The organism is Actinomadura fibrosa, from assembly GCF_900659615.1.
GTDB classification, from domain to species: Bacteria; Actinomycetota; Actinomycetes; order Streptosporangiales; family Streptosporangiaceae; genus Spirillospora; species Spirillospora fibrosa.
The window spans coordinates 96,792-116,752 of the sequence record NZ_CAACUY010000002.1; the positions used below are offsets into that span (position 1 = coordinate 96,792).

The 19,961-nt window shown below is 66.3% G+C and carries 11 protein-coding genes and 1 tRNA gene; 6 read left to right on the forward strand and 6 right to left on the reverse strand.

Features of this window, described 5'->3' with window-relative positions; all coding sequences use genetic code 11:
- Positions 1 to 9: 9 nt before the first annotated feature.
- The 4 genes from E1300_RS01465 to drmB are packed head-to-tail and all read left to right on the forward strand — an operon-like array spanning position 10 to position 11,457.
- The gene (locus tag E1300_RS01465) at positions 10 to 4,719 is read left to right on the forward strand and encodes a DEAD/DEAH box helicase family protein (RefSeq protein WP_131755011.1); all 4,710 of its coding nucleotides are present in this window, start codon (positions 10 to 12) and stop codon (positions 4,717 to 4,719) included.
- Positions 4,716 to 6,530: a UvrD-helicase domain-containing protein gene (locus E1300_RS01470; RefSeq protein ID WP_131755012.1), complete on the forward strand. Its 1,815-nt coding sequence runs from the start codon at positions 4,716 to 4,718 to the stop codon at positions 6,528 to 6,530. Before E1300_RS01465 ends, E1300_RS01470 begins: the two co-directional genes overlap by 4 nt.
- Positions 6,527 to 9,682: a helicase-related protein gene (locus E1300_RS01475; protein ID WP_131755013.1), complete on the forward strand. Its 3,156-nt coding sequence runs from the start codon at positions 6,527 to 6,529 to the stop codon at positions 9,680 to 9,682. Before E1300_RS01470 ends, E1300_RS01475 begins: the two co-directional genes overlap by 4 nt.
- Positions 9,622 to 11,457, forward strand: coding sequence for an MrfA Zn-binding domain-containing protein (gene drmB / locus E1300_RS01480; protein WP_242618878.1), 1,836 nt, complete (start codon positions 9,622 to 9,624; stop codon positions 11,455 to 11,457). The genes E1300_RS01475 and drmB overlap by 61 nt, the downstream gene beginning before the upstream one ends.
- Before the next feature lie 647 nt (positions 11,458 to 12,104).
- On the opposite strand, the gene E1300_RS01485 is transcribed toward drmB, so the two are convergent.
- From E1300_RS01485 to E1300_RS01495, 3 genes are all read right to left on the reverse strand, one after another.
- Positions 12,105 to 12,178, reverse strand: a tRNA-Pro gene (locus E1300_RS01485).
- 48 nt (positions 12,179 to 12,226) lie between these two features.
- A complete protein-coding gene (locus tag E1300_RS01490) occupies positions 12,227 to 12,871 on the reverse strand; it encodes a class I SAM-dependent methyltransferase (RefSeq protein ID WP_131755015.1) in 645 nt (214 codons plus the stop codon).
- On the reverse strand, positions 12,871 to 13,791 hold the full coding sequence (locus E1300_RS01495; protein WP_131755016.1) for a metallophosphoesterase: 921 nt from the start codon (positions 13,789 to 13,791) through the stop codon (positions 12,871 to 12,873). The genes E1300_RS01490 and E1300_RS01495 overlap by 1 nt, the downstream gene beginning before the upstream one ends.
- 69 nt (positions 13,792 to 13,860) lie before the next feature.
- Between E1300_RS01495 and E1300_RS01500 the strand changes: the two genes are divergently transcribed.
- Entirely contained in the window at positions 13,861 to 14,316 is a 456-nt protein-coding gene (locus tag E1300_RS01500) for a GatB/YqeY domain-containing protein (protein ID WP_131755017.1), read from the forward strand.
- 70 nt (positions 14,317 to 14,386) lie between these two features.
- On the opposite strand, the gene E1300_RS01505 is transcribed toward E1300_RS01500, so the two are convergent.
- Positions 14,387 to 16,720: a penicillin-binding protein gene (locus E1300_RS01505; RefSeq protein ID WP_131755018.1), complete on the reverse strand. Its 2,334-nt coding sequence runs from the start codon at positions 16,718 to 16,720 to the stop codon at positions 14,387 to 14,389.
- Between the two features lie 326 nt (positions 16,721 to 17,046).
- Here E1300_RS01505 and E1300_RS01510 point away from each other — a divergent pair, with 326 nt between their 5' ends.
- The gene (locus E1300_RS01510; protein ID WP_131755019.1) at positions 17,047 to 17,358 is read left to right on the forward strand and encodes a WhiB family transcriptional regulator; all 312 of its coding nucleotides are present in this window, start codon (positions 17,047 to 17,049) and stop codon (positions 17,356 to 17,358) included.
- 158 nt (positions 17,359 to 17,516) lie between these two features.
- Here the strand turns inward: E1300_RS01510 and bagB are convergent, their stop codons facing one another.
- Together bagB and bagA are read right to left on the reverse strand one after the other, a co-directional pair.
- On the reverse strand, positions 17,517 to 18,677 hold the full coding sequence (gene bagB, locus E1300_RS01515; RefSeq protein ID WP_131755020.1) for an ATPase BagB: 1,161 nt from the start codon (positions 18,675 to 18,677) through the stop codon (positions 17,517 to 17,519).
- An 82-nt stretch (positions 18,678 to 18,759) separates the two neighbouring features.
- A complete protein-coding gene (bagA, locus tag E1300_RS01520) occupies positions 18,760 to 19,755 on the reverse strand; it encodes an ATPase BagA (RefSeq protein WP_131755021.1) in 996 nt (331 codons plus the stop codon).
- Positions 19,756 to 19,961: the final 206 nt, after the last annotated feature.

Genomic DNA, 19,961 nt, shown 5'->3' on the forward strand with positions numbered 1-19,961 from the left:
CGGATCTAAGTGATCAGTTCGAATGAGACCGAGTCTGCTGGAGGCTCCGATTGGTCGGGTGAGGACAGTCCTGTCGCTCAGGTCGTCCTCACCCAGTCAGAGGCTTGTCTCCAGTCCTACGCGGCAAACGCTGATCTGATCGAGGAGCATGCGAACATCGAGACCTCCATCAGAGAGGGAGGCTACGGACACAGGCAGCTGTACGAGCTGATCCAGAACGGTGCCGATGAGCTCATGGGTTCTCGCAACGGGCTGATTCATATCGTGCTCACGGCAGAGGCCTTGTACTGTGCGAACCGCGGTAACCCGATCACCGCCGATGGCGCCCGGGCCATTTTGTCCTCGCATTTGTCTCGCAAGCGAGGTGCAGAGATCGGTCGTTTCGGCGTCGGGTTCAAGTCCGTCCTGAGCGTTACCGATCAACCACTCTTCTTCAGTCGTACCGGCTCTTTCGGGTGGTCGGCGGCTCACGCGCGGGAGCGGATTCTCGAACGTGTTCCCGGGGAGCGGCCCACCCCTGTCCTCCGTATCGCGCATCTCCTTGACGCAGATCGGGAGCGCATGGCCGATCCGACGCTCAACGAGCTGATGTCCTGGGCCGTGACCGTAGTGAAGTTGCCCTTGCGTGATGACAGATTCGCCGGCCAACTCGCTGAGCAGCTCCGTGAGTTCCCGGAGGTGTTCGCGGTGTTCTCTCCGCACGCTGGCCGGATCATCCTCGAGGACCGCAGGAATGTTTCGTATCGCAAGGAGGTATTCGTTCAAGGCAACGGCGTTCGCCGATCGCTTCAGGTGATCGAGAACGGCGTCGAAAAGGATCCGTCAGAATGGTCGGTCTTTGAGACGAAGTCTACTCTCTCTGATGATGCATGGGCAGATGCAGGTGAGTATCGCCGGCGTGTCGCGGTTCCCATTGCTTGGGCCGTTCCGGATTCTGGGTGGAACAGGGAAGGAACTTTCTGGGCGTTCTTTCCAACGGAGTACACTACGACCTTGAGCGGTGTCCTGAACGCTGCTTGGAAGACGAACGAGGATCGTCGGCATATTCTCGATGGGAACGTGTTCAACAAGGAGCTCATGAGGGAGGCGGCCCGTCTGATCGCCGCCTCTCTTCCGAGTCTCGCCACACTTGAAGACCCCGCGCGCCCTCTTGAACTGATCACGGCTCGTGGTCGTGAAACGCGCAACTGGGCGGACGAACTTCTTACCGAGTGCATTCGCGCAGAGGTCGTTGATAGCCGTTCCATCCCCGACCAGGAAGGTGCGCTCCAGCGCCCCGGCGACGTCCGCATTCATCCAAAGGCTCCCGAAAAGAACGAGGAGCGTTGGAAAGTGTGGGTAGAGCGCTGGGCCTCGTACCCCGGCCGTCCTGTCGAATGGTGCCACCCTTCTGTGGAGAGGACGCAGACACGCAGGGCACGCGCCTATGTACTGATCGAGGACGCGAACGGCAGGGCGGCGACCGTCCAGGAGTGGCTGGAAGCGCTGGTCTCCGACGGCACGGCCGCTGCGTCCGCGGTCGCGTTGTCGATCGTGGCCGAGATGGTCGACGAAGGGCACCCGTACCAGGATCTTGCCCGCCAAGCCGCGGTTCTGCGTACGGCCGACGGGCGACTGGTCCCGCCGCAAGAGGGCAAGGTCTTCCGGCGTACGGCGATGGATCCCCCCTCCGAGGACACGGTGTACGTGGACCCGGAACTGGAAGACGACCCAGCGGCCTCTCAAGCCCTCGAGATCCTCGGGATCAAAGCGGCTGACGCTTTCGGCCGCTTCTCCGCGGCGGTCACCGGAGGCCTTGCCCTCTACCGAGGACCGGACTGGGATCGCTTCTGGCAGCTCGCCCGGCAAGTCCCGGTGGATCGTGCCGTTGAGCATGTGATCAGCCGTGGCGTGGTCGCGAAGCTCACGGTTCGAACGCGTGCCGGAACCTACAAACGGTTGAGCCGCTGCCTTCTACCGGGCGTTGTCATCCCCTCCGGGAGTCCGGATGACTCGGAGTTCGTGGTGGATGAGGACTTCCATCATGATGACTTCGATATGCTGCGTGAATTGGGTATGTCGGACGTGCCACGTCCTGATGTGAACCCGTCGTCGGCGGTGTGGTTCAGCGACTACCGGTCGAGCATGGTCGACCTGTACTACAAGGCCCTGCCGGCAGGTGTTCGCAGGCCCCAACAGGGCAAGATCGAGCTCGAAGGCGCCCATCCCGCCGGACACCTCGGGCTCCTGTTCGACCTCTCCCCGGCCGCGCGCTCTCGATTCATCCAGAACCTGCCGGCAGCGGGCCTGATCACCAAGTGGACGGTTCATGCGCTGACTCGTCCCGATGACACGCCGCTCCCCGTTCCCTCACCGTTGGTGTGGGCCATTCAGAAGAGCGGCAGGCTTGCCACGTCGATGGGCATCCGTCGGATCGCAGACTGCGTCGGGCCAGGCTTGGCCGCCCACGCTCGGGTCCTGCCGGTCGCAGATATCGACCCTGGTCTCGCGCGGGCTCTCGGCCTCGCCGACAGCTTGGAGGAGATCAAGGGGGGCCTCTGGCTTTCGCTCCTCGACCAGGCTTTTGAGAGTGAACGACATGTGGAGCTCGGTGCGCTGTATGCGCTTGCCGCCACGCAGTTGAGCGCTCCCGTCAAGATCCGTTGTCAGCAGGGCGAGACATGGACCACCTGCTCTCCTGCAGAGGCCGTCGCCACGGCGGACTCGAGCCAGTATCAGCGTCTCATGGCGGGCGGCATCTCGGCTCTGCTCGTTCCTGAGTCGGACGACGTCGTCCAGCTCGTGGACCAGTGGGGGATGAAGACCTTCGACGAGGTCTACATCACCGAGCTCCGTGCTACATCCTCAGGCCAGCCGACCCCCCTCGAGGACGTTTTCCCACAGCTGAAATTCGAACCCGGGCGTCCGTTGCGCGGCCTTGCCCTGCTGCGTTGCGAGGCCCTGGAGCAACTCGTCCGTACGCCGTCGGGCCAGACTTCACAGCCAGTCGACATCGGCCGGCGCGAAGACACGGTCTACTGGCTCGATCGCGGCGATGACCTGGCGCTTCTCAGAGAGTTGAACGCCCTTTTCAGGCTGGGACTCTCGGAGGAGCGTTGTCGTCAGATCCTTCAGCATCGTGAGGACATCCAGCGAGACCAGCAGATCATCAAGGTCCGGGAGCTGGTGGACCTCCGAGACAAGCTGGTGGCCATGCTCGGGGTCGATGTCCTTCGGGAGAGGTTGCCGTACGGATTGGTCGACGCGGTCGAGGCCGAGGAAGGTCCGGTAGACGACCGGACCGTCGCCGAGTTGGCGCTCGCCGTCCACGGCTCAGGCGTCCTGCGGGAGTTCCGGCAGGAACTGGAGGACCGGGGGTTCCCCGTACCGACTCAGATGGCAGGCAATCATCTGGCGAAGGCCTTCGTAGCGGAGCTTGGTTTCCCCGCCGAGTACGCCGGGTTCCGGCAGCCAGGCCTCGAGCCTGTGCTCACCGTGCAAGGCCCGGTGAACTTCCCGGCCTTGCACGACTACCAAGAGCTCATGGTCGGTCGGATCCTGGAGGTGCTCCAGAGCCGTCCGGCGTTGCGCGGAATGCTCAGCCTGCCGACCGGAGCGGGTAAGACTCGGGTCGCCGTGGAAGCGATCATTCGCCGTCTGCGGGTGCTTCCGTCCAACACTGTGTCCGCTCCGGTTCTGTGGGTGGCGCAGACGGAGGAACTGTGTGAGCAGGCGGTTCAAACCTGGCAGATGGTGTGGCGCAACACGGGTCCGGCGCAGCAGCTGACGATCAGCAGACTCTGGTCCACCAATGAGGCGGACCCCGTGAACGAGGGATATCACCTCGTCATAGCCACCGACGCCAAGCTGGAAAGGGTCATCGAGGCCGACGGCTACGGGTGGCTACGTGAAGCCCAGGTCGTCGTCGTGGACGAGGCACATGCGTCGATCAGTCCGCGATATACCCGAGTCCTCGCCGCTCTCGGGCTGACTCCTCATCGATCACGCTGCCCTCTGATCGGCTTGACCGCGACCCCGTTCCGTGGAACCAACACGGAAGAGACCGACCGGCTTGTCGCGCGCTATGGGCGCAACCGCCTGGACCATCACCGCGACGGCACGGAGATCCTGGGTGCCGAGCCGTACGTGACCTTGCAGAAGCTGGGCGTGCTGGCCCAGGTCAAGCACGAGGAGCTTCCGGGTGCGAGTCTCGATCTGAGCGCGCAGGAGCGAGACTCACTTGCTCAGCTACGTCGACTGCCGGCATCGGCTGAGGAGCGGCTCGGCCATGACGCCATCCGTAACGGAATCCTGATCAGCAAGATCCTCGAACTGCCCGACGACTGGCCGATTCTGTTGTTCGCTACATCCGTTAACCACGCCCAGACCATGGCGGCGCTTCTCACCCGTAAGGGCGTCTTGGCGGCCGCGGTATCGAGCGATACAGACCTTGGCCAGCGTCGGCATGCGATCGAGCAGTTCCGGCAGGGTAAGGTTCGCGTCCTGGCCAACTACAACGTCTTGTCTCAAGGGTTCGACGCGCCGGCGACGCGGGCGGTGATCGTCGCTCGTCCGACTTACAGCCCGAACGTCTACCAGCAAATGATCGGTAGGGGCCTCCGTGGCCCGCTGAACGGCGGCAAGGAGGAGTGCCTCATCGTCAACGTCGCCGACAACATCGCCCAGTACGGCGAAGAGCTCGCGTTCCGTCAGTTCGAGTACCTGTGGAAGAGCCAATGAGCACCGATGTTCAGCTGACGAAAGAGCAGCGGCAGGTCGTCGAAGCACTCGCAGAAACTCGTCTTCTGGTGACGGCTCCGGCCGGTTCCGGCAAGACCCTCTCCTTGATTCATCGCCTCGCCTTCCTCATCGAGGAAGAGGAACTCGCACCATCTGAGATCCTGGTGTTGAGCTTTTCGCGCGCAGCCGTCGGCGAGGTCAGGGAGCGTTTGGCCGGTTTCGGCACCGCCGCCGTTCAAGTGGACGTTCGGACGTTCGACTCCTATGCGACCTGGCTCCTGTCCGCGGTCGATCCCGATGGCTCCTGGCAGCGCCTGGGGTTCGGGCCACGGATTCGCGAAGCGACTCGGTTGATCAAGGAAGATCCGAACGTCGGTGAACTGGTGGGAGAGATCCGCCATTTGGTCGTTGACGAGGTCCAGGACCTCGTCGGTGAACGCGCTGAACTCGTCTTGGCGCTACTGGACTCCGAGCTTGAGGGGTTCACCTTGATCGGTGACCCGGCCCAAGGCATCTATGGCTTCCAACTCGACGATCCGCAGGAGCGTCTGGAGGGAGCGGCGCGGCTCTACGCGGAAGTACGTGAACGCTTCAAAGACGACCTCGAGGAGGTTGCGCTCAAGGGGAACTTTCGTGCTCGAGAGTCCGAGGCCCGGGTGGCGCTCCCCTATGGCGGTTCGCTAGGTGCCGTGGACGCGCCCTTCAGTGAGATTCAGCGACGCCTGCGGACCGCCCTCATGTCGGGGGACTCTCTCGGCACGATCGACCAGGCGGCCCCGGTTCTGGCCCGCATGGCCGGCACGACCGCCATGCTCTGCAGGTCGAACGACGAAGTCCTGCTGGTTTCGCGGCGGCTTCACGACCTCGGGGTCCCACACCGACTCCAGCGGTCCGCCCAGGACAAGGCCATCCCTTCGTGGGTCGGCTCGCTCTTCCGCGAGCTCGATTCCAAACAGCCGAAGAAGAACGAGGTACTGGACGTGCTCGGCGGGGCCGGCGCCGACCCGGAGGTGTTCTGGGAGCTTCTTCGGCGCATCGATCGAGGCCGACGCGACCAGACGCTCGATCTGCCGGCGATACGGAAGCGGTTGGTCCGTGGGGACCTGCCCGACGAGCTCAGTCGACAGACGTCGGGCGGCCTCTTGATCTCGACCGTTCATAGAGTCAAGGGCCTCGAATTCGATCAGGTGATCGTCGTGGACCCGGGTGATGCGCCTGAAGACGATCCCGTCGAGCAGGCCGAGCGTGCTCGACTTCTATACGTGGCCATGACTCGGCCGCGCGATCTCCTGGTCCATGTGAAGGCGACCGCCAAGCTCACTGCCGGCCGTCTCCAGCGGCAGCGCGACGGGCGGTGGGCTGAGCTGGGGTTCAAAGCCGGGCGAGTGTTCGGAATCGAGGTCCTACCTGAAGACGTGAACCGGGGTGAGCCGGCCGGCACGATCGGTTTCCAGGGAGATCCCCTGCAGATCCAACGCTACCTTGCGACCGCCGTACGAGAGGGTGACCCCATCACGCTCGTTCGGCTCCCGGTCGCATCGACCGAGGACTCCCCCGCGTACCTGGTAGAACACGACGGGCACCGGGTCGGCGTGACCACCGAATCCTTCGCCAGAGCGTTGCGAGCGCTTCTGCCCGGTCGCGGCCGTAGGTTGCCGCCTCGGATCAAGGAGCTTCGAGTGGACAACGTCGAAACCGTGGTCGGCCGTGAGGCGGCCGGTCTCAACGCAGGTCTCGGCTGGTCGGGCGTCTGGTTGCGACCGCGGATCGTCGGATTGGGCCGTTTCGACTGGGCAGGAGAGCAGTCGTGAGTTTCGACGAGCACTATGCGTTCCGCCGCGAGTTGGTCACCAGGCTCGAGCGAGATCTGATCGGACCGACCGGTGCAGATGAAGAGACGATCACGGATCCCCCCATCACCAAGTACGCCGCCGGGATCCTTTTTCCGCAGTCCCAGGACAGCATCGCCGAGACGAACCCGCTGGATGAGGCTCCCGAGGACAGGCGCCCAGAGGACTTTCCCGACCCGGCTGTTGCCATGGCTCACGTCCGTTATCCGTCCTCGATGGGGATGACCTTTTCGGTCGATCTCACGATCTCAGATTCGATCGTGGTCGAGGTGGAGGCGGCGCGCTACGTGGCCGATGCTCCTGCGGAAGGACGTCGCAACCGCACCAGCTCCGTGGCGGAGGAACCATGGCGACGCAGGAGCCTGTCGATCGAACCCAACCGCATCAAGGTCTCGGAGGTGGGGCAGCAATCGATCAGGGTCGCCGACAATCTTGAGCTGTTCGTTCGGGTACGGTCGGCGAACGCCGAGGGAGCCGCAGCCGTCACGTTGGCCCTCCTCAATCTGTTCGTGGCCCAGGACAACATCTCCGATCGAGATGAGACGGCTTTCTTCCAGCCGCGTATCACAGTACGGCCCGTCGGTGAATCGTCGCCTTTCGTGGAGCGGCCACCGCTTGGTTCCGCGGACATGGATGAGGAAGCCGGTGCCTACAGGCTGCTCTACCGTCACGCGCCGAGTTTCGCCACCGGCCATGGCTGTGCGGTGGAGTGGGAGCCCATCGAAGTCGCAATCAACGATCTGGCCGGGGCGCCTGCCCCTCGGTGGATTCGAACGACGTTCGTGCCTACCTACGATCTCCGGCTGGCCGACTCCAATCTTGGAATCGACGTCGCTCGTCTCGGAATGCATCGTCTCGCAACGGTGTCCGATGCCGAGGTCATCGCCGCGCTGAAGGGCTTGACCTCGGGCTACCGCGCCTGGATTCGCCAGAGAAGTGACCAGGTCGACGACATTCTGGACGAGAGTCTGCGCGAGACGGCCCTCGAGCACTTGAGACGGTGTACGACATCCTGCGATCGTATGGATGCGGGGATCCGCATCCTGGCGGATCCTGCGGATCCCGCCCCCATGGAGGCGTTCCGACTCGCGAACCACTCCATGGCACTGCAGCGTGCTCGTACGGAATGGCTGAGGTCCTCGGACCGAGATGTGTCCGAGCCTGATGAAACGGCGGCCACCTGGCGCCCGTTCCAGATCGCGTTCATACTTCTTTCTCTGCGCGGAGTCGCGGATCGAGAGTCGGTCGACCGCGATATCGCCGACGTGCTGTGGTTCCCAACCGGTGGTGGCAAGACCGAGGCGTACCTAGGCCTGATCGCCTTCTCCACTTTCCTCAGGCGACTACGAGACCCGCAGAACGGAGGCGGGGTCACGGTCCTGATGCGCTACACCCTTCGCCTGCTCACGGTTCAGCAGTTCGAACGTGCCGCCCTGCTCATGTGCTGCATGGAGCGGCTGCGTCGGGACGCCGGCGCCCGTCTCGGTCTGAGCGAGATCTCCATCGGCATGTGGGTCGGCCGAGGATCCACCCCCAACACGCTGGATGAGGCGAAGCGGTCCCTGCGGAAGCTTGCCAAGAACGAAGAGGTACAGGAGGAGAATCCGGTCCAGATCCGTTCCTGCTGCTGGTGCGGCACTGCGCTGGACCATGACGCCTACAACGTCTCCGCCGATCGCCTGGTTGTCGCCTGTGGCACCCCGGGCTGCGACTTCGCCGATGGCCTTCCGGTCCACGTGGTCGACGAGACCATCTATGCGCAGCGTCCGACCCTGGTCATTGCCACGGCGGACAAATTCGCCGGGCTGCCCTGGAAGCCTGTGATCGGCAACCTCTTCAACCACTTCAGTCCCGAACCACCGCCCGAACTGATCATCCAGGACGAGTTGCACCTCATCTCCGGCCCGCTGGGCACTCTGGCAGGTCTCTACGAGACCGCCGTGGACCTGATCGGTCAACGACCCAAAGTGATCGCCTCCACCGCCACTATCCGTCGTGCCGTGCACCAGGGTCTGGCGCTGTTCGATCGGCAGGTGGAGCAGTTCCCACCTCCCGGCCTCGACGCCCGGGACTCCTACTTCTCGGTTGAGACACCACCTTCCCGGAAGGCCAGCAGGCTCTACGTGGGGCTCATGGCGCCGGCCACCAGCCAGACCAGCCTGATGGTGCGGACGTACGCGGCTCTGCTCCATCATGCCCAGGTGATCGAGGGGAGCGACGAGGTCCGGGACACCTACTGGACACTCCTGGGGTACTTCAACAGCCTTCGCCTTCTCGGTGGTGCCAAGCTTCAGATCCAGGACGACGTCAACGACCGTCTCGACCTCCTCAGCGAGAGTCTCGGCCAGAAACGACGCGACATCGGCCGTGACATCGAGCTGACCAGTCGTGAGCCGTCAAGTGCCATTCCCGGTCACCTACAGGACATGTCCACGCCGTATCCAGATGCACTGGGCGTGATCCTCGCCACCAATATGATCTCCGTGGGCGTCGACGTGGATCGTCTCGGCTTGATGGTCATGATGGGGCAGCCTCAGTCAACCTCTGAATACATCCAGGCCACCAGTCGGGTCGGACGGAAATGGCCTGGGCTGGTGGTGACCCTCTTCAACGGAGCGCGGTCCAGGGATCGCTCACACTACGAGAACTTCACCTCGTATCACTCCGCCTTGTATCGCCAAGTGGAGGCGACCAGCGTGACGCCGTTCTCGGCGCGTGCCCGCGATCGCGGTCTGCACGCCGCGATCGTGGCCTTGGCCCGCCTGATGATCCCCATGGCCCGCCCCAAGGAGGCCGCCGCCTACATCGCCGATTTCGAGGACGAACTCAACGTGATCTGCGATCAGATCCTCGCCCGCGTCGAGCGGGTCGCCGACCGAGCGGAGCGAGACATGACGGAAAAGCACATCAAGGAGATCTTCGCCCAATGGCGCGAGGCGGCAGACGAGGACCCGGAGCTCACATACGGCACGTACCGACAGCCCGGACTGATGGTCGATGCCGGCAGATGGGACCAGTCGGACGACTCGATCGCTTCCTCGTTCGCGACGCTATGGAGTCTGCGCGACGTCGATGTCGAGTCGACCATCTACCTGGACAGGGGAGTGCGGTGAAGGGGAAACCTATAGGGGGCGTCCGAAGAGCTCAGCTAATCACGACCTATGGGGTCGGTTCTCTGATAGCCGTCGGCAGTGAGTCGTTCATGGTGGCCGGACTCGACCGCTGGCCCGAGCTCGGTCCCTTTGATCAGATCATTCACGAGCGCCGGCTGGAGAAAGAACTCAAAGTAGAGTGCTTCCGACTCCCCCCGGCGTCCGAAAGTGCCAAGTACGGCGACATTCCGGTGGTCCGGTTTCCCGAGATCCAGTCCTGCCCTGGGTGCAATCGACTGGCAAAGGCGAAGTTCTTCGGTGTCGGTCGCAGTCCTGCCAGGTGCAAGGAGTGCGATCGTGAGCTGGTGCCGTCCAGATTCGTCGTCTGCTGCGCCGCGGGTCACATCGACGACTTCCCTTACTTTCGTTGGCTCCACAAGGGCGGCAAGGCCACCGGAGGTGACTCTCAGCGGCACGACCTGAGGCTTAAAGCCACAGGACGCAGCGCCTCGCTCGGTGATATCGAGATCTCCTGTTCGTGCGGCGTGCGTCCGGTCACGATGGAAGGCGCCTTGAGGAAGGCTGCGCTGAGGGGGATCAGTGACTGCACCGGACGGCGCCCCTGGCTTGGTGACGTTCCAGCAGAGGATTGCGAAGAGCTTCCGCGGGCGATGCAGCGAGGCGCGTCCGGTGTCTGGTTCTCCGATGTGCGATCCGCGCTCTCGATCCCGCCATGGTCGGAGGGCGTCCAAAAGCTGGTGGAGCGCCACTGGAAGTCCCTGAAGAAGGCGCCTGACCTACGTGATCGCCTTGAAGAGCTGGAGCTGGACAGGCATCGGCTGTACAGCTTGGAAGAGATCATCCAGGCGGTCGAGAGGCGTCGTCAGGACGATGCCGGTTACACGAACGACTCCGAGGAGACGCTGAAGTTCGATGAGTACCAGGCGTTGACCAGGACCACGCCGGAGCAGCCGGGACCGCAGGATTTCGTCTGCGTACCATGGCCGGACAAGGCCATCACAACACAGCTGGCCCTCGACAGGGTGATGCGGGTGAAGCGACTACGAGAGGTACGGGTCCTCAAGGGATTCACTCGTCTGGCCGCGCCCAGCAGTGCGAACATCGATCAGCGGGCGCCACTCTATTCGGCAGCGTATGAGCCTGGTTGGCTGCCCGCGATCCAAGTCATCGGAGAAGGCGTCTTCCTCCGGCTAGATCCGGATCGAGTGGCCGAGTGGGAGTCACGGCCAGAGGTCCAGACCCGGGTAACACCGATCGACCATGCGTATCGAGAGCGTTTCGCGCGATCCGGCCTGGTCCCGGACCGAGAGATCACGCCACGGCTGGTCATGATCCATACGCTGGCTCACTCGATCATCAATGAGTGGAGCTTGGACTCGGGGTACCCCGCGGCGTCCTTGCGTGAGCGCCTGTACGTGTCCGACAAGATGTCCGGATTCTTGGTCTACACGGCCACCAGCGATTCTGCCGGAAGCCTCGGCGGCATTGTCGCCCAGGTGGAGTCGGGGCAGCTCGCCGCCTCTGTTCGCAGCGCCCTGGAACGAGCGTCGTGGTGTTCCGCTGATCCACTGTGTATGGAAGCGCAGACCGGTGGCACCGACAACTTGAACCGAGCCGCTTGCCACTCGTGTGTTCTTCTCCCGGAGACCAGTTGCGAGGAGTTCAACACGCTGCTTGATCGTGCCCTGCTGATGGGCACATCGGAGGTGCCCACTCTAGGGTTCTTCTCCTCTGGAGACGCTCGCGCGGCAGAAGGACACTTCGCAAAGCGTTGATGATCTCTGTGGCTGGAGCACGATTTCCCGATCTAGGGTAGAGAGCGATCACGATCTTCAGAGGCAGCTCCACCGGAGCGCTCTGCGAGTTTGGGGATCGGCAGGCGAATACGAAACGAGACGTGGCCGGAGTTGCCACATGAAGGCGGACCCCATCACTGGAGCTTGATTGTGTGATGCTGTCATGAGGCACTCGGGGTGTGGAGGAGGCCGATCTCGGCGAGGCGGTCATCGATGAGGTGGGGCCGGTACTGGACGCATCGCAGGCCGTGGCGCGGGTGACGATCAAGTGCTCCGGGTCGCGATGACCAGCGGGCCATGGCCCGGTAGGGCTCCAGTCCCTCGGCTGCGTCGAGCTCGGGCGCGTAGGCGGGTGGCTGCAGCCACAGCCGCTCACGGAGATCTTTTCGCTCGGCGGTCAGCCCCACCACCTTGCGGATCTCTCATTCTCCCGCCTACCGCAGGGATCCGGTCCTGTCATCGCCCACGGCATCACGCATCCAAGCTCGGTAGGACTCGCCTACAGGAAGCCGAACCGCTGGCAGATCACCCGAACCACACTGACCGATAGCGGGCCAACTCCTGTCGAACGATCAAGAGGCCGGATTCCCTGTTTGGGAACCCGGCCTCTGATCTGGCGGTTGCTGTCGGGGTGGCGGGATTTGAACCCACGACCTCTTCGTCCCGAACGAAGCGCGCTGCCAAGCTGCGCTACACCCCGGTGGTGGCTGCCCGGGAGTCGTACGTGCCTCCCGGCGCCTTGACCACTTTAGCGGATGCTGGAGGGTGCTGCGTCCTCAATATCGGGGGGCTTGCGGGCTGTGAAGCCGGTCACGGCGCCGGAGGGGGTCAGGGCGATGTCGGTCAGGCCGGCTGAGACGAGCCATCCTCGCAGGTCGGAGGTTGTGCCGGAGGGGCCGAAGAGGTTCAGGTGGCGCATTAGGGCTATCAGGGTCTCGTGGCGGCGGGTGGTGCCTCGGACGACTGTTGTGCCGTGGAGGGTGCCGCCGGGGCGGAGGACTCGGGCCAGTTCAGCGACTGCGTTCGCGGGGTCTTCGACGCAGTGGAGGCCGTTGTAGGTGACGCAGGTCTCGAAAGTGGAGGAAGCAAACGGCAGGTTCGTGATGTCTGCCTGGAGGAGCGCGGTGGGGTTCTTGCGGCGGGCTCGGGCCAGCATGATCGGGGAGAGGTCCGCGGCTACGTGGTGGGGGTTGTCGCGGATGGCCAGGCCGCCGCCGCACGGGACGTCCAGGGTGAGCGTGCGGGGTAGCGACTCGATGCTGCGCCAGAGGTGGCGGACGTCGTACGACCAGAGCAGGCGGGCGCCGAGGCGGGCCAGCGGTTTGTGCTGGACGGCGAAGTCGTAGGCCGCGGCCTGGAGGTGTTCGGTTCTCCAGTGCTCGCGGACGTCCATTACCGGGGGACGAGGGTGAGCAGCGAGGCTTCGGGTGGGCAGCAGAAGCGGATGGGGGCCGTCGGGGACGTGCCGAGGCCGGCGGAGACGTGGAGCCAGGAGCCGCGGTGGCGGTGCAGGCCCTTCACGCGGGGGCGGTCGATGCCGCAGTTGGTGGCGAGGGCGCCGTAGAAGGGGACGCAGACCTGGCCGCCGTGGGTGTGGCCCGCGAGGAGGAGGTCGTAGCCGTCGGCGGTGAAGCGGTCGAGGTTGCGGGGTTCGGGGGAGTGCATGATGCCGAGGTGGACGTCCGCGCGGGGGTCGACGGGGCCGGCGATCCGGTCGTAGCGGTCGCGGTTGATGTGGGAGTCGTCGATGCCGCCGAACTCGACGTCGAGCTCGCCGACCTTGAGGCGGCCGATGCGGTTGTTGAGGTCGAGCCAGCCGGCGGCCTGGAGGGACGAGCCGAGCTCGCGGTACGGCAGGTCGGGTTCGCGGCGCCGCTTCTTGTAGTCGGAGCGGCTGGTCCGCCAGAGGTAGCGGAGGGGGTTCTTGAAGACCGGCGAGTAGAGGTCGTTGGAGCCGTAGACGAAGACGCCGGGGCGGTCGAGGAGGGGGCCGAGGGCGTCCAGGAAGGGGCCGATGGCGTCCCGGTGGGAGAGGGTGTCGCCGGTGTTGACGACCAGGTCGGGTTCCAGCGCGTCGAGGGAGCGGACCCAGTGGATCAGGCGCGAGCGGCCCGGGGTCAGGTGCGCGTCGGAGATGTGGAGGATCTTCACCGAGGGGCGGCCGGGCGGCAGCACCGGGACGTCGAAGCGGCGCAGGCGGAACCAGTTCCGCTCGATCACCGAGGCGTACCCGAAGGTCGCGGCGCCCGCGCCGAGGAGGCCGAGGGGCACGGCGTAGCTCTTTCGCACGGTTCTCCCTTCTCTGCCCCCCATGGTTCCAGACACGGGCGGCCCGCGGTAATCCTGATGAGGCGGAAGGTCCCGGACGGGCATGATGGGAGCATGAGCGCCCTGAAGGAAAAGCTGGAGACCGACCTTTCCGCCGCGATGAAGGCGCGGGACGAGCTGCGCACGCGCACCCTGCGCATGGCTCTCACGGCGGTGAAGAACGAGGAGGTCGCCGGTAAGAAGTCGCGCGAGCTGTCGGACGACGATGTCGTGAAGGTTCTCGGCCGGGAGGCCAAGAAGCGGCGGGAGGCGGCGACCGCGTTCGGTGACGCCGGGCGCGCGGAGCAGGCGCAGGCGGAGCGGGACGAGGGCGCGGTGCTGGAGGAGTACCTGCCCGCGCAGCTCGGCGACGAGGAGCTGGCCGCGCTGGTGGCGGACGCGATCGCGGCGACGGGGGCCACGGAGCCGCGGGCGATGGGGCAGGTCATGAAGGTGGTGAGCCCGAAGGTCGCCGGACGGGCCGAGGGTGGACGGGTCGCCGCCGAGGTGAAGCGGCAGCTCGCGTCCTGAGAACGCGGAAGGGCCCGGCGGGTGCCGGGCCCTTCCTGTGCCCAGCGGGGTGCCGGGCATTCGTCGTGCCTCAGTGGCCCCAGGGGGGCCAGCCGCCGCCGTTGTCGTTCGGGCGGCCGCCGTTGTCCTTCTTCTTGCCGCTGCTCACGTAGATGATCACAGTGGTGCCGGGCGGGACCTCGGTGCCGGCGTCGGGTGAGGTGGAGACCACCGTGCCCTTCGGCTGGTCGGAGTCGACGGAGCCGGACGCGACCTGCGTCTTGAGGTCGGCGCCCTTGATCCTGGCGATGGCCGCGCTGAGCAGGTCGCCCTTGACCCGCGGGACCTTGGTGGTGTCGCCGAAGTCGCGGGACGGGGTGCTGAAGTCGGGCGCGGGCTGGCCCCTGAGCGCGTTCTGCATGCTCAGCTGCCACATCGCGCCGGGGGTGTCCGCGCCGTAGACGCCGTAGACCTTGTACTGCCAGGGGCCGCGGAAGTCCCAGTAGGCGGTGGCGGCGGCGAGGTTCGGGGTCATGCCCGCGAAGACCGCGCAGGTGTGGGCCTCGCAGGTGCCGGTCTTGGCGGCGGCGGGGCGGCCGATCCCGCGTCCCTTCGCGGTGCCCTGGGTGAGGACGCCCTTGAGGATGGAGTTGACCTTGTCGGCGACGGCCTCGTCGACGGCCTGGCGGCAGTCCTGCTTGGGCAGCTTGACCTTCTTGCCCTCGGAGTCGACGACCTCGGTCACCGAGATGGGGGCGCAGTACTTGCCGCGGGCGGCGAAGCCCGCGTAGGCGGCGGCGAGGTGCACCATGTCGATGTCGTTGGTGCCGAGGACCTGGGAGGGGAAGGCGACCAGGGGGTTCCCGTCGGCCTTCTTCATGCCGAACTTCTCGGCCATCTTGACCGAGTTGCACAGGCCGACGCGCTTTTCGAGCTGCGCGTAGAAGGTGTTGACCGAGTGCCAGGTGCCGGTCTTGAGGTTGAAGGTCCCGGCCTCGCTGTCGCCCGCGTTGGAGACGGAGGGCCAGCTGCCGCCGCCCAGGGGGTCGTTGTCGTACTTCTTGCCCTGGAAGGTCCCGGTGTAGTTGCAGGCGGGGTAGCCGGACACGCTCATCGTCTCCGGCGAGTTGATCGACGTGCTGACCGGGATGCCCTGGTCGAGCGCCGCGGCGAGCGTGAAGACCTTGAACGTCGAGCCCGCGGACACGCCGGCGCCGCCGCCGTGCGCGACGTCCGCCGGCAGGTTGATCGTGGTCTTGCCCTTGCCGGCGCCGAACCGCTTGCTCAGCCCGATCGCCTTGATCTTGCCGGTGCCCGGCTCGACCATCGCCTCGGCGCCGACGCGGTTGCCGGTCGGGGAGACCTGGCTGCGCAGGGCCTGGTCGACGGCGCGCTGGTCGTCCATGTCGAGGGTGGTGCGGATCGTGTAGCCGCCCCGGTTGAGCTTGTTGACGACCTGCTGGCGCTGCTTCGGCTCCATCTGCCAGTACTTGCCGTTCGACAGGATGTTGAGCATGTCGTACTTCACGTACTCGCAGAAGTACGGCGCCTTGCTGACCTCGCAGCCGCCGACCGGGTCGGTGCGGTTCAGCTGGATCGGCTTGGCGGCCTCCTGGTCGGCCTGCGCCTTGGTGATGTGGCCGAGCTGCTGCATCCGGTAGAGGACGACGTCGCGCCGCTTGCGGGCGTCGGTCGGGTTCCGGATGGGGTCGTACGCGCTGGGGTTCTGGGTGATGCCGGCGAGCAGCGCGGCCTCGCCCAGGTTCAGCTTGGACGCGGGCTTGCTGAAGTAGCGCTTGGCCGCGGCCTGCACGCCGTACGCGCCGGCGCTGAAGTAGGCCACGTTCATGTAGCCCTCAAGGATCTGGTCCTTGGTCATGCGCTGTTCGAGGTCGAGCGCGTAGCGCAGCTCGCGGAGCTTGCGGCCGACGGTGGGGGCGGTGACCTCGCGGTACTCCTCCTCCGTCTTGGCGCTGTCCACGAGGAGGTTCTTGACGTACTGCTGCGTCAGGGTGGAGCCGCCCTGCGTCTGGTCGGACTCGACGTTGGACGCGAGCGCGCGGATCGTCCCCTTGAGGTCGAGCGCGCCGTGCTCGTAGAACCGCGAGTCCTCGATGTCGATCATCGCGGTCCGCATGATGGGCGCGACCTGGTCGAGCCGCACGGATTCGCGGTACTTGTCGAAGAACGTGGCCACGGGTTTGCCGCCGGCGTCGTACACGACCGTCTTCTCGGACGGCGGTGTCGTCTTGAGCTGGCTGTCCATGTCCTCGAAGTTGTTGGCGGCGTCCCGCGCGGTCAGGCCCGCGCTGCCGACCCCGGGCAGCGCGATGAACGCGACCAGGACGCCCGCGACGACCCCGGCGCCCAGCAGGCGCATCAGCGTGGAGAGCGGGCTGCCCCGTTCTTCTTTCTCATCCGGCACGGGCACTAGGGTACGCGGGACGACCAGTGCATTCGGGACAGGTCCCCCGTGGCCCCCGCATCATGGTCGCGCCGCCGCGGACGTACGTCCGGTCTGTCCCCGTCGTGACAACCTGCGCCGTGTCTGGCGCGTCAACTACAGGTAACTAGTCCGTTCCGGCGGTATGGCCCCGGTGGGCTATATCGAGAATGGGCCCATCGGGGACTGTTGAATCGTCCCTCGCTTCCGTAAGTTCTTCCCCACGGCTTTCGTTTGGCGGCCTGACGTCCGCGCCCGTCTGGCCAAGGAGCGCAAATCGACACAGACCCTAGGGGAGTGGGGCCAAGATGTGGATCACGGATTGGACCGCCCGCGCCGCCTGCCGTAACGCGGATCCGGACGCCCTGTTCGTGCAGGGAGCGGCGCAGAACCGAGCCAAGCTCATCTGCCGCGGCTGCCCTGTGCGCACGGAGTGTCTCGCCGACGCCCTCGACAACCGGATCGAGTTCGGTGTCTGGGGCGGCATGACCGAGCGGGAGCGTCGAGCCCTGCTGCGGCGCCGGCCGGATGTGCAATCGTGGCGCGAGCTGCTGGAGACCGCCAAGGAAGAGTACGAGCGGTCGGTCGACGTCGACGAGGAAGAGCTCGTCGCGAGCTGACCCCACCCGCCAGGTGGTCGCGGGCCGGTCCGTGGGACGGCCCGTCCGGCAGAGGTCCAAGGGACCGGCATGGTCTTGAGAATGCGCGGCCGCGGGTCCGCACCGTTTCCGGGTGCGGACCTGCCGCCGCGCGTACGCGCGTGCGGCGAGTGGTCGGGTCAGGCGGCCGCCGTGGGCGTGCTGGCGGGGGCCGCGAGGTCCCGGCCGACGCGGCGCAGGCCGTCGAGGTCGTGGACGTCCTCCGCCTGGGCCGGTACCGCGGTGACCGGGACGTTCGGGTGCGTGGACGCGAAGCTGTCGCGGAGGCGCTCCTCGCGGGCCGCGAGCTGCATGCGGTCGGTGTGCAGGCGCAGCAGCGCGGCGGTCAGCGGGTGCTCGCCGCGCTCCTCCAGCGTCTCGGCGGCGGCCTGGCTGCGGGCGGCCGACAGCGCCTCGGACGCCGGCTCGTGGACGCGGTTGACGACGAGCCCGGCGAGCGGCATGCGCTCCTCGGCGAGGCGCTCCACGAAGTAGGACGCCTCGCGGAGCGCGTCCGGCTCGGGCGCGGCGACGACGAGGAACGCGGTGCCGGGCGTCTGGAGCAGCCTGAACGTCTTCTCGGCGCGCTCGCGGAACCCGCCGAACATCGTGTCGAACGCGGCGACGAAGGTCTGCACGTCGCGCAGCAGCTGGACGCCGAGGACCTTGTTGATGACCCCGGTGAACATCCCGAACCCGGCGCTGAGGACCTTCACGCCGAAGCGGCCGCCGGTCTTGGCGGGCGCGGCGAGGATCTTCATGAAGCGGCCGTCGAGGAAGCGGCCCATCCGCTCGGGGGCGTCGAGGAAGTCGAGGGCGTTCCGGGACGGCGGGGTGTCGACGATGATCAGGTCCCAGGCGCCGGAGCGGTGCAGCTGGCCGAGCTTCTCCATCGCCATGTACTCCTGCGTGCCCGACAGGCTGGAGGACAGCGACTGGTAGAAGGGGTTGGCGAGGATCTGCTTGGCCCGGTCGGGGTCGGCGTGCGCCTCGACGATCTCGTCGAAGGTCCGCTTCATGTCGAGCATCATGGCGTGCAGCTCGCCGTCGCCGTCGACCTCGATCCGGCGGGGGTTGTTGTCGAGCTCCGACAGGCCCATCGACTGCGCGAGCCGGCGGGCGGGGTCCACGGTGAGGACGACGACGTCGCGGCCGCGCTCGGCGGCGCGGACGCCGAGCGCGGCGGCCGTGGTGGTCTTGCCGACGCCGCCGGACCCGCAACACACGATGATCTTGGTGCGGGGGTCGTCGAGGAGGCCGTCCACGTCGAGGGCGGGCGGGGTCTTGCCGGTCGGGCTCATCGGGTCGTCTCCCCCGTTCGGAACGCGTGGGCGGACGCGCGGACGGTCATGCGGGCGGACGCGCGGGCGGACGCGCGGGCGGTCATGCGGCGCCCTGGGCGCGGAGGGCGGCGGCGAGGGTGTAGAGGCCGGCGAGGTCCATGCCGTCCGAGAGCAGGGGCAGCGTGTAGCGGGGCCGGTCGATCGACTCCAGGCGCTCCTTCTCGCGGCGCTGCAAGGCGGTGCGCTGGGCGTGCTCGGCGGCCTCGGCGGCGAGCACCGCGGCGATCGGCTCGGCGTCGTGCTCCAGCCCGGCGGCCTTGACGCCGCGCAGGATCTCGTCGGCGTCCAGCGTGCCGGCGGCGGCCGCGGCGAGGTCGTCCTCGGCGAGGACGGGCGGGTGCTCCATGTTGACGATGACGCCGCCGACGGGCAGGCCGGCCGCGGTGAGGTCGGCGATGCCGTCCATCGTCTCCTGGACGGGCATCTCCTCCAGCAGGGTCACGAAGTGCACCGCGGTCTCGGGGCTGCGGACGACCTTCATCACGGTGTCGGCGTGGTTGCGGATCGGCCCGACCTTCGCGAGCCCGGACACCTCGTCGTTGACGTTGAGGAACTTGGTGATGCGGCCGGTGGGCGGGGCGTCCATGACGACGGCGTCGTAGATGAACGTGCCGTCCTTCTTCTTCCGCCGGACGGACTCGCTGGTCTTGCCGGTGAGGATCACGTCGCGGAGGCCGGGGGCGATGGTGGTGACGAAGTCGACGATGCCGAGCTTGGTCATCGCCTTGCCGGCCCGCTTCAGGTTGTAGAAGATCTCGAGGTACTCGATGAGCGCCTCTTCGGTGTCGATGGCGAGCGCGTGGACGTCGCCGCCGTCCGGGGCGACGGCGACCCGGCGCTCCTCGTAGGGGAGCGGGGGGCAGTCGAAGAGCTGGGCGATGCCCTGCCGTCCCTCGACCTCGACGAGCAGGACCTTGCGGCCGCCGGCGGCCAGCGCCAGGGCGAGCGCCGCCGCGACGGTGGTCTTGCCGGTGCCGCCCTTGCCGGTCACCACGTGCAGCCGTACGCCGTCCCAGTCCGTGTCTCTCGCGCTCACCCGATCCAACATATCGTTCACTCGGCAAACACTTCAGAGGGCGCCCTCTCCTGATGCAAGTGATCCCTGACACGGTGCCGTCCGCGCCGGGAAGATCGCTCGCAGGGCCGTTGTCTCGGGCGTGCCCGCGCGGTTAGCTGGAAAACGTGAAACCGGTCTCGGGCCGGTGGCGCAGAACCTCGGGGGTTCGCTGAGGGACGAGGGGA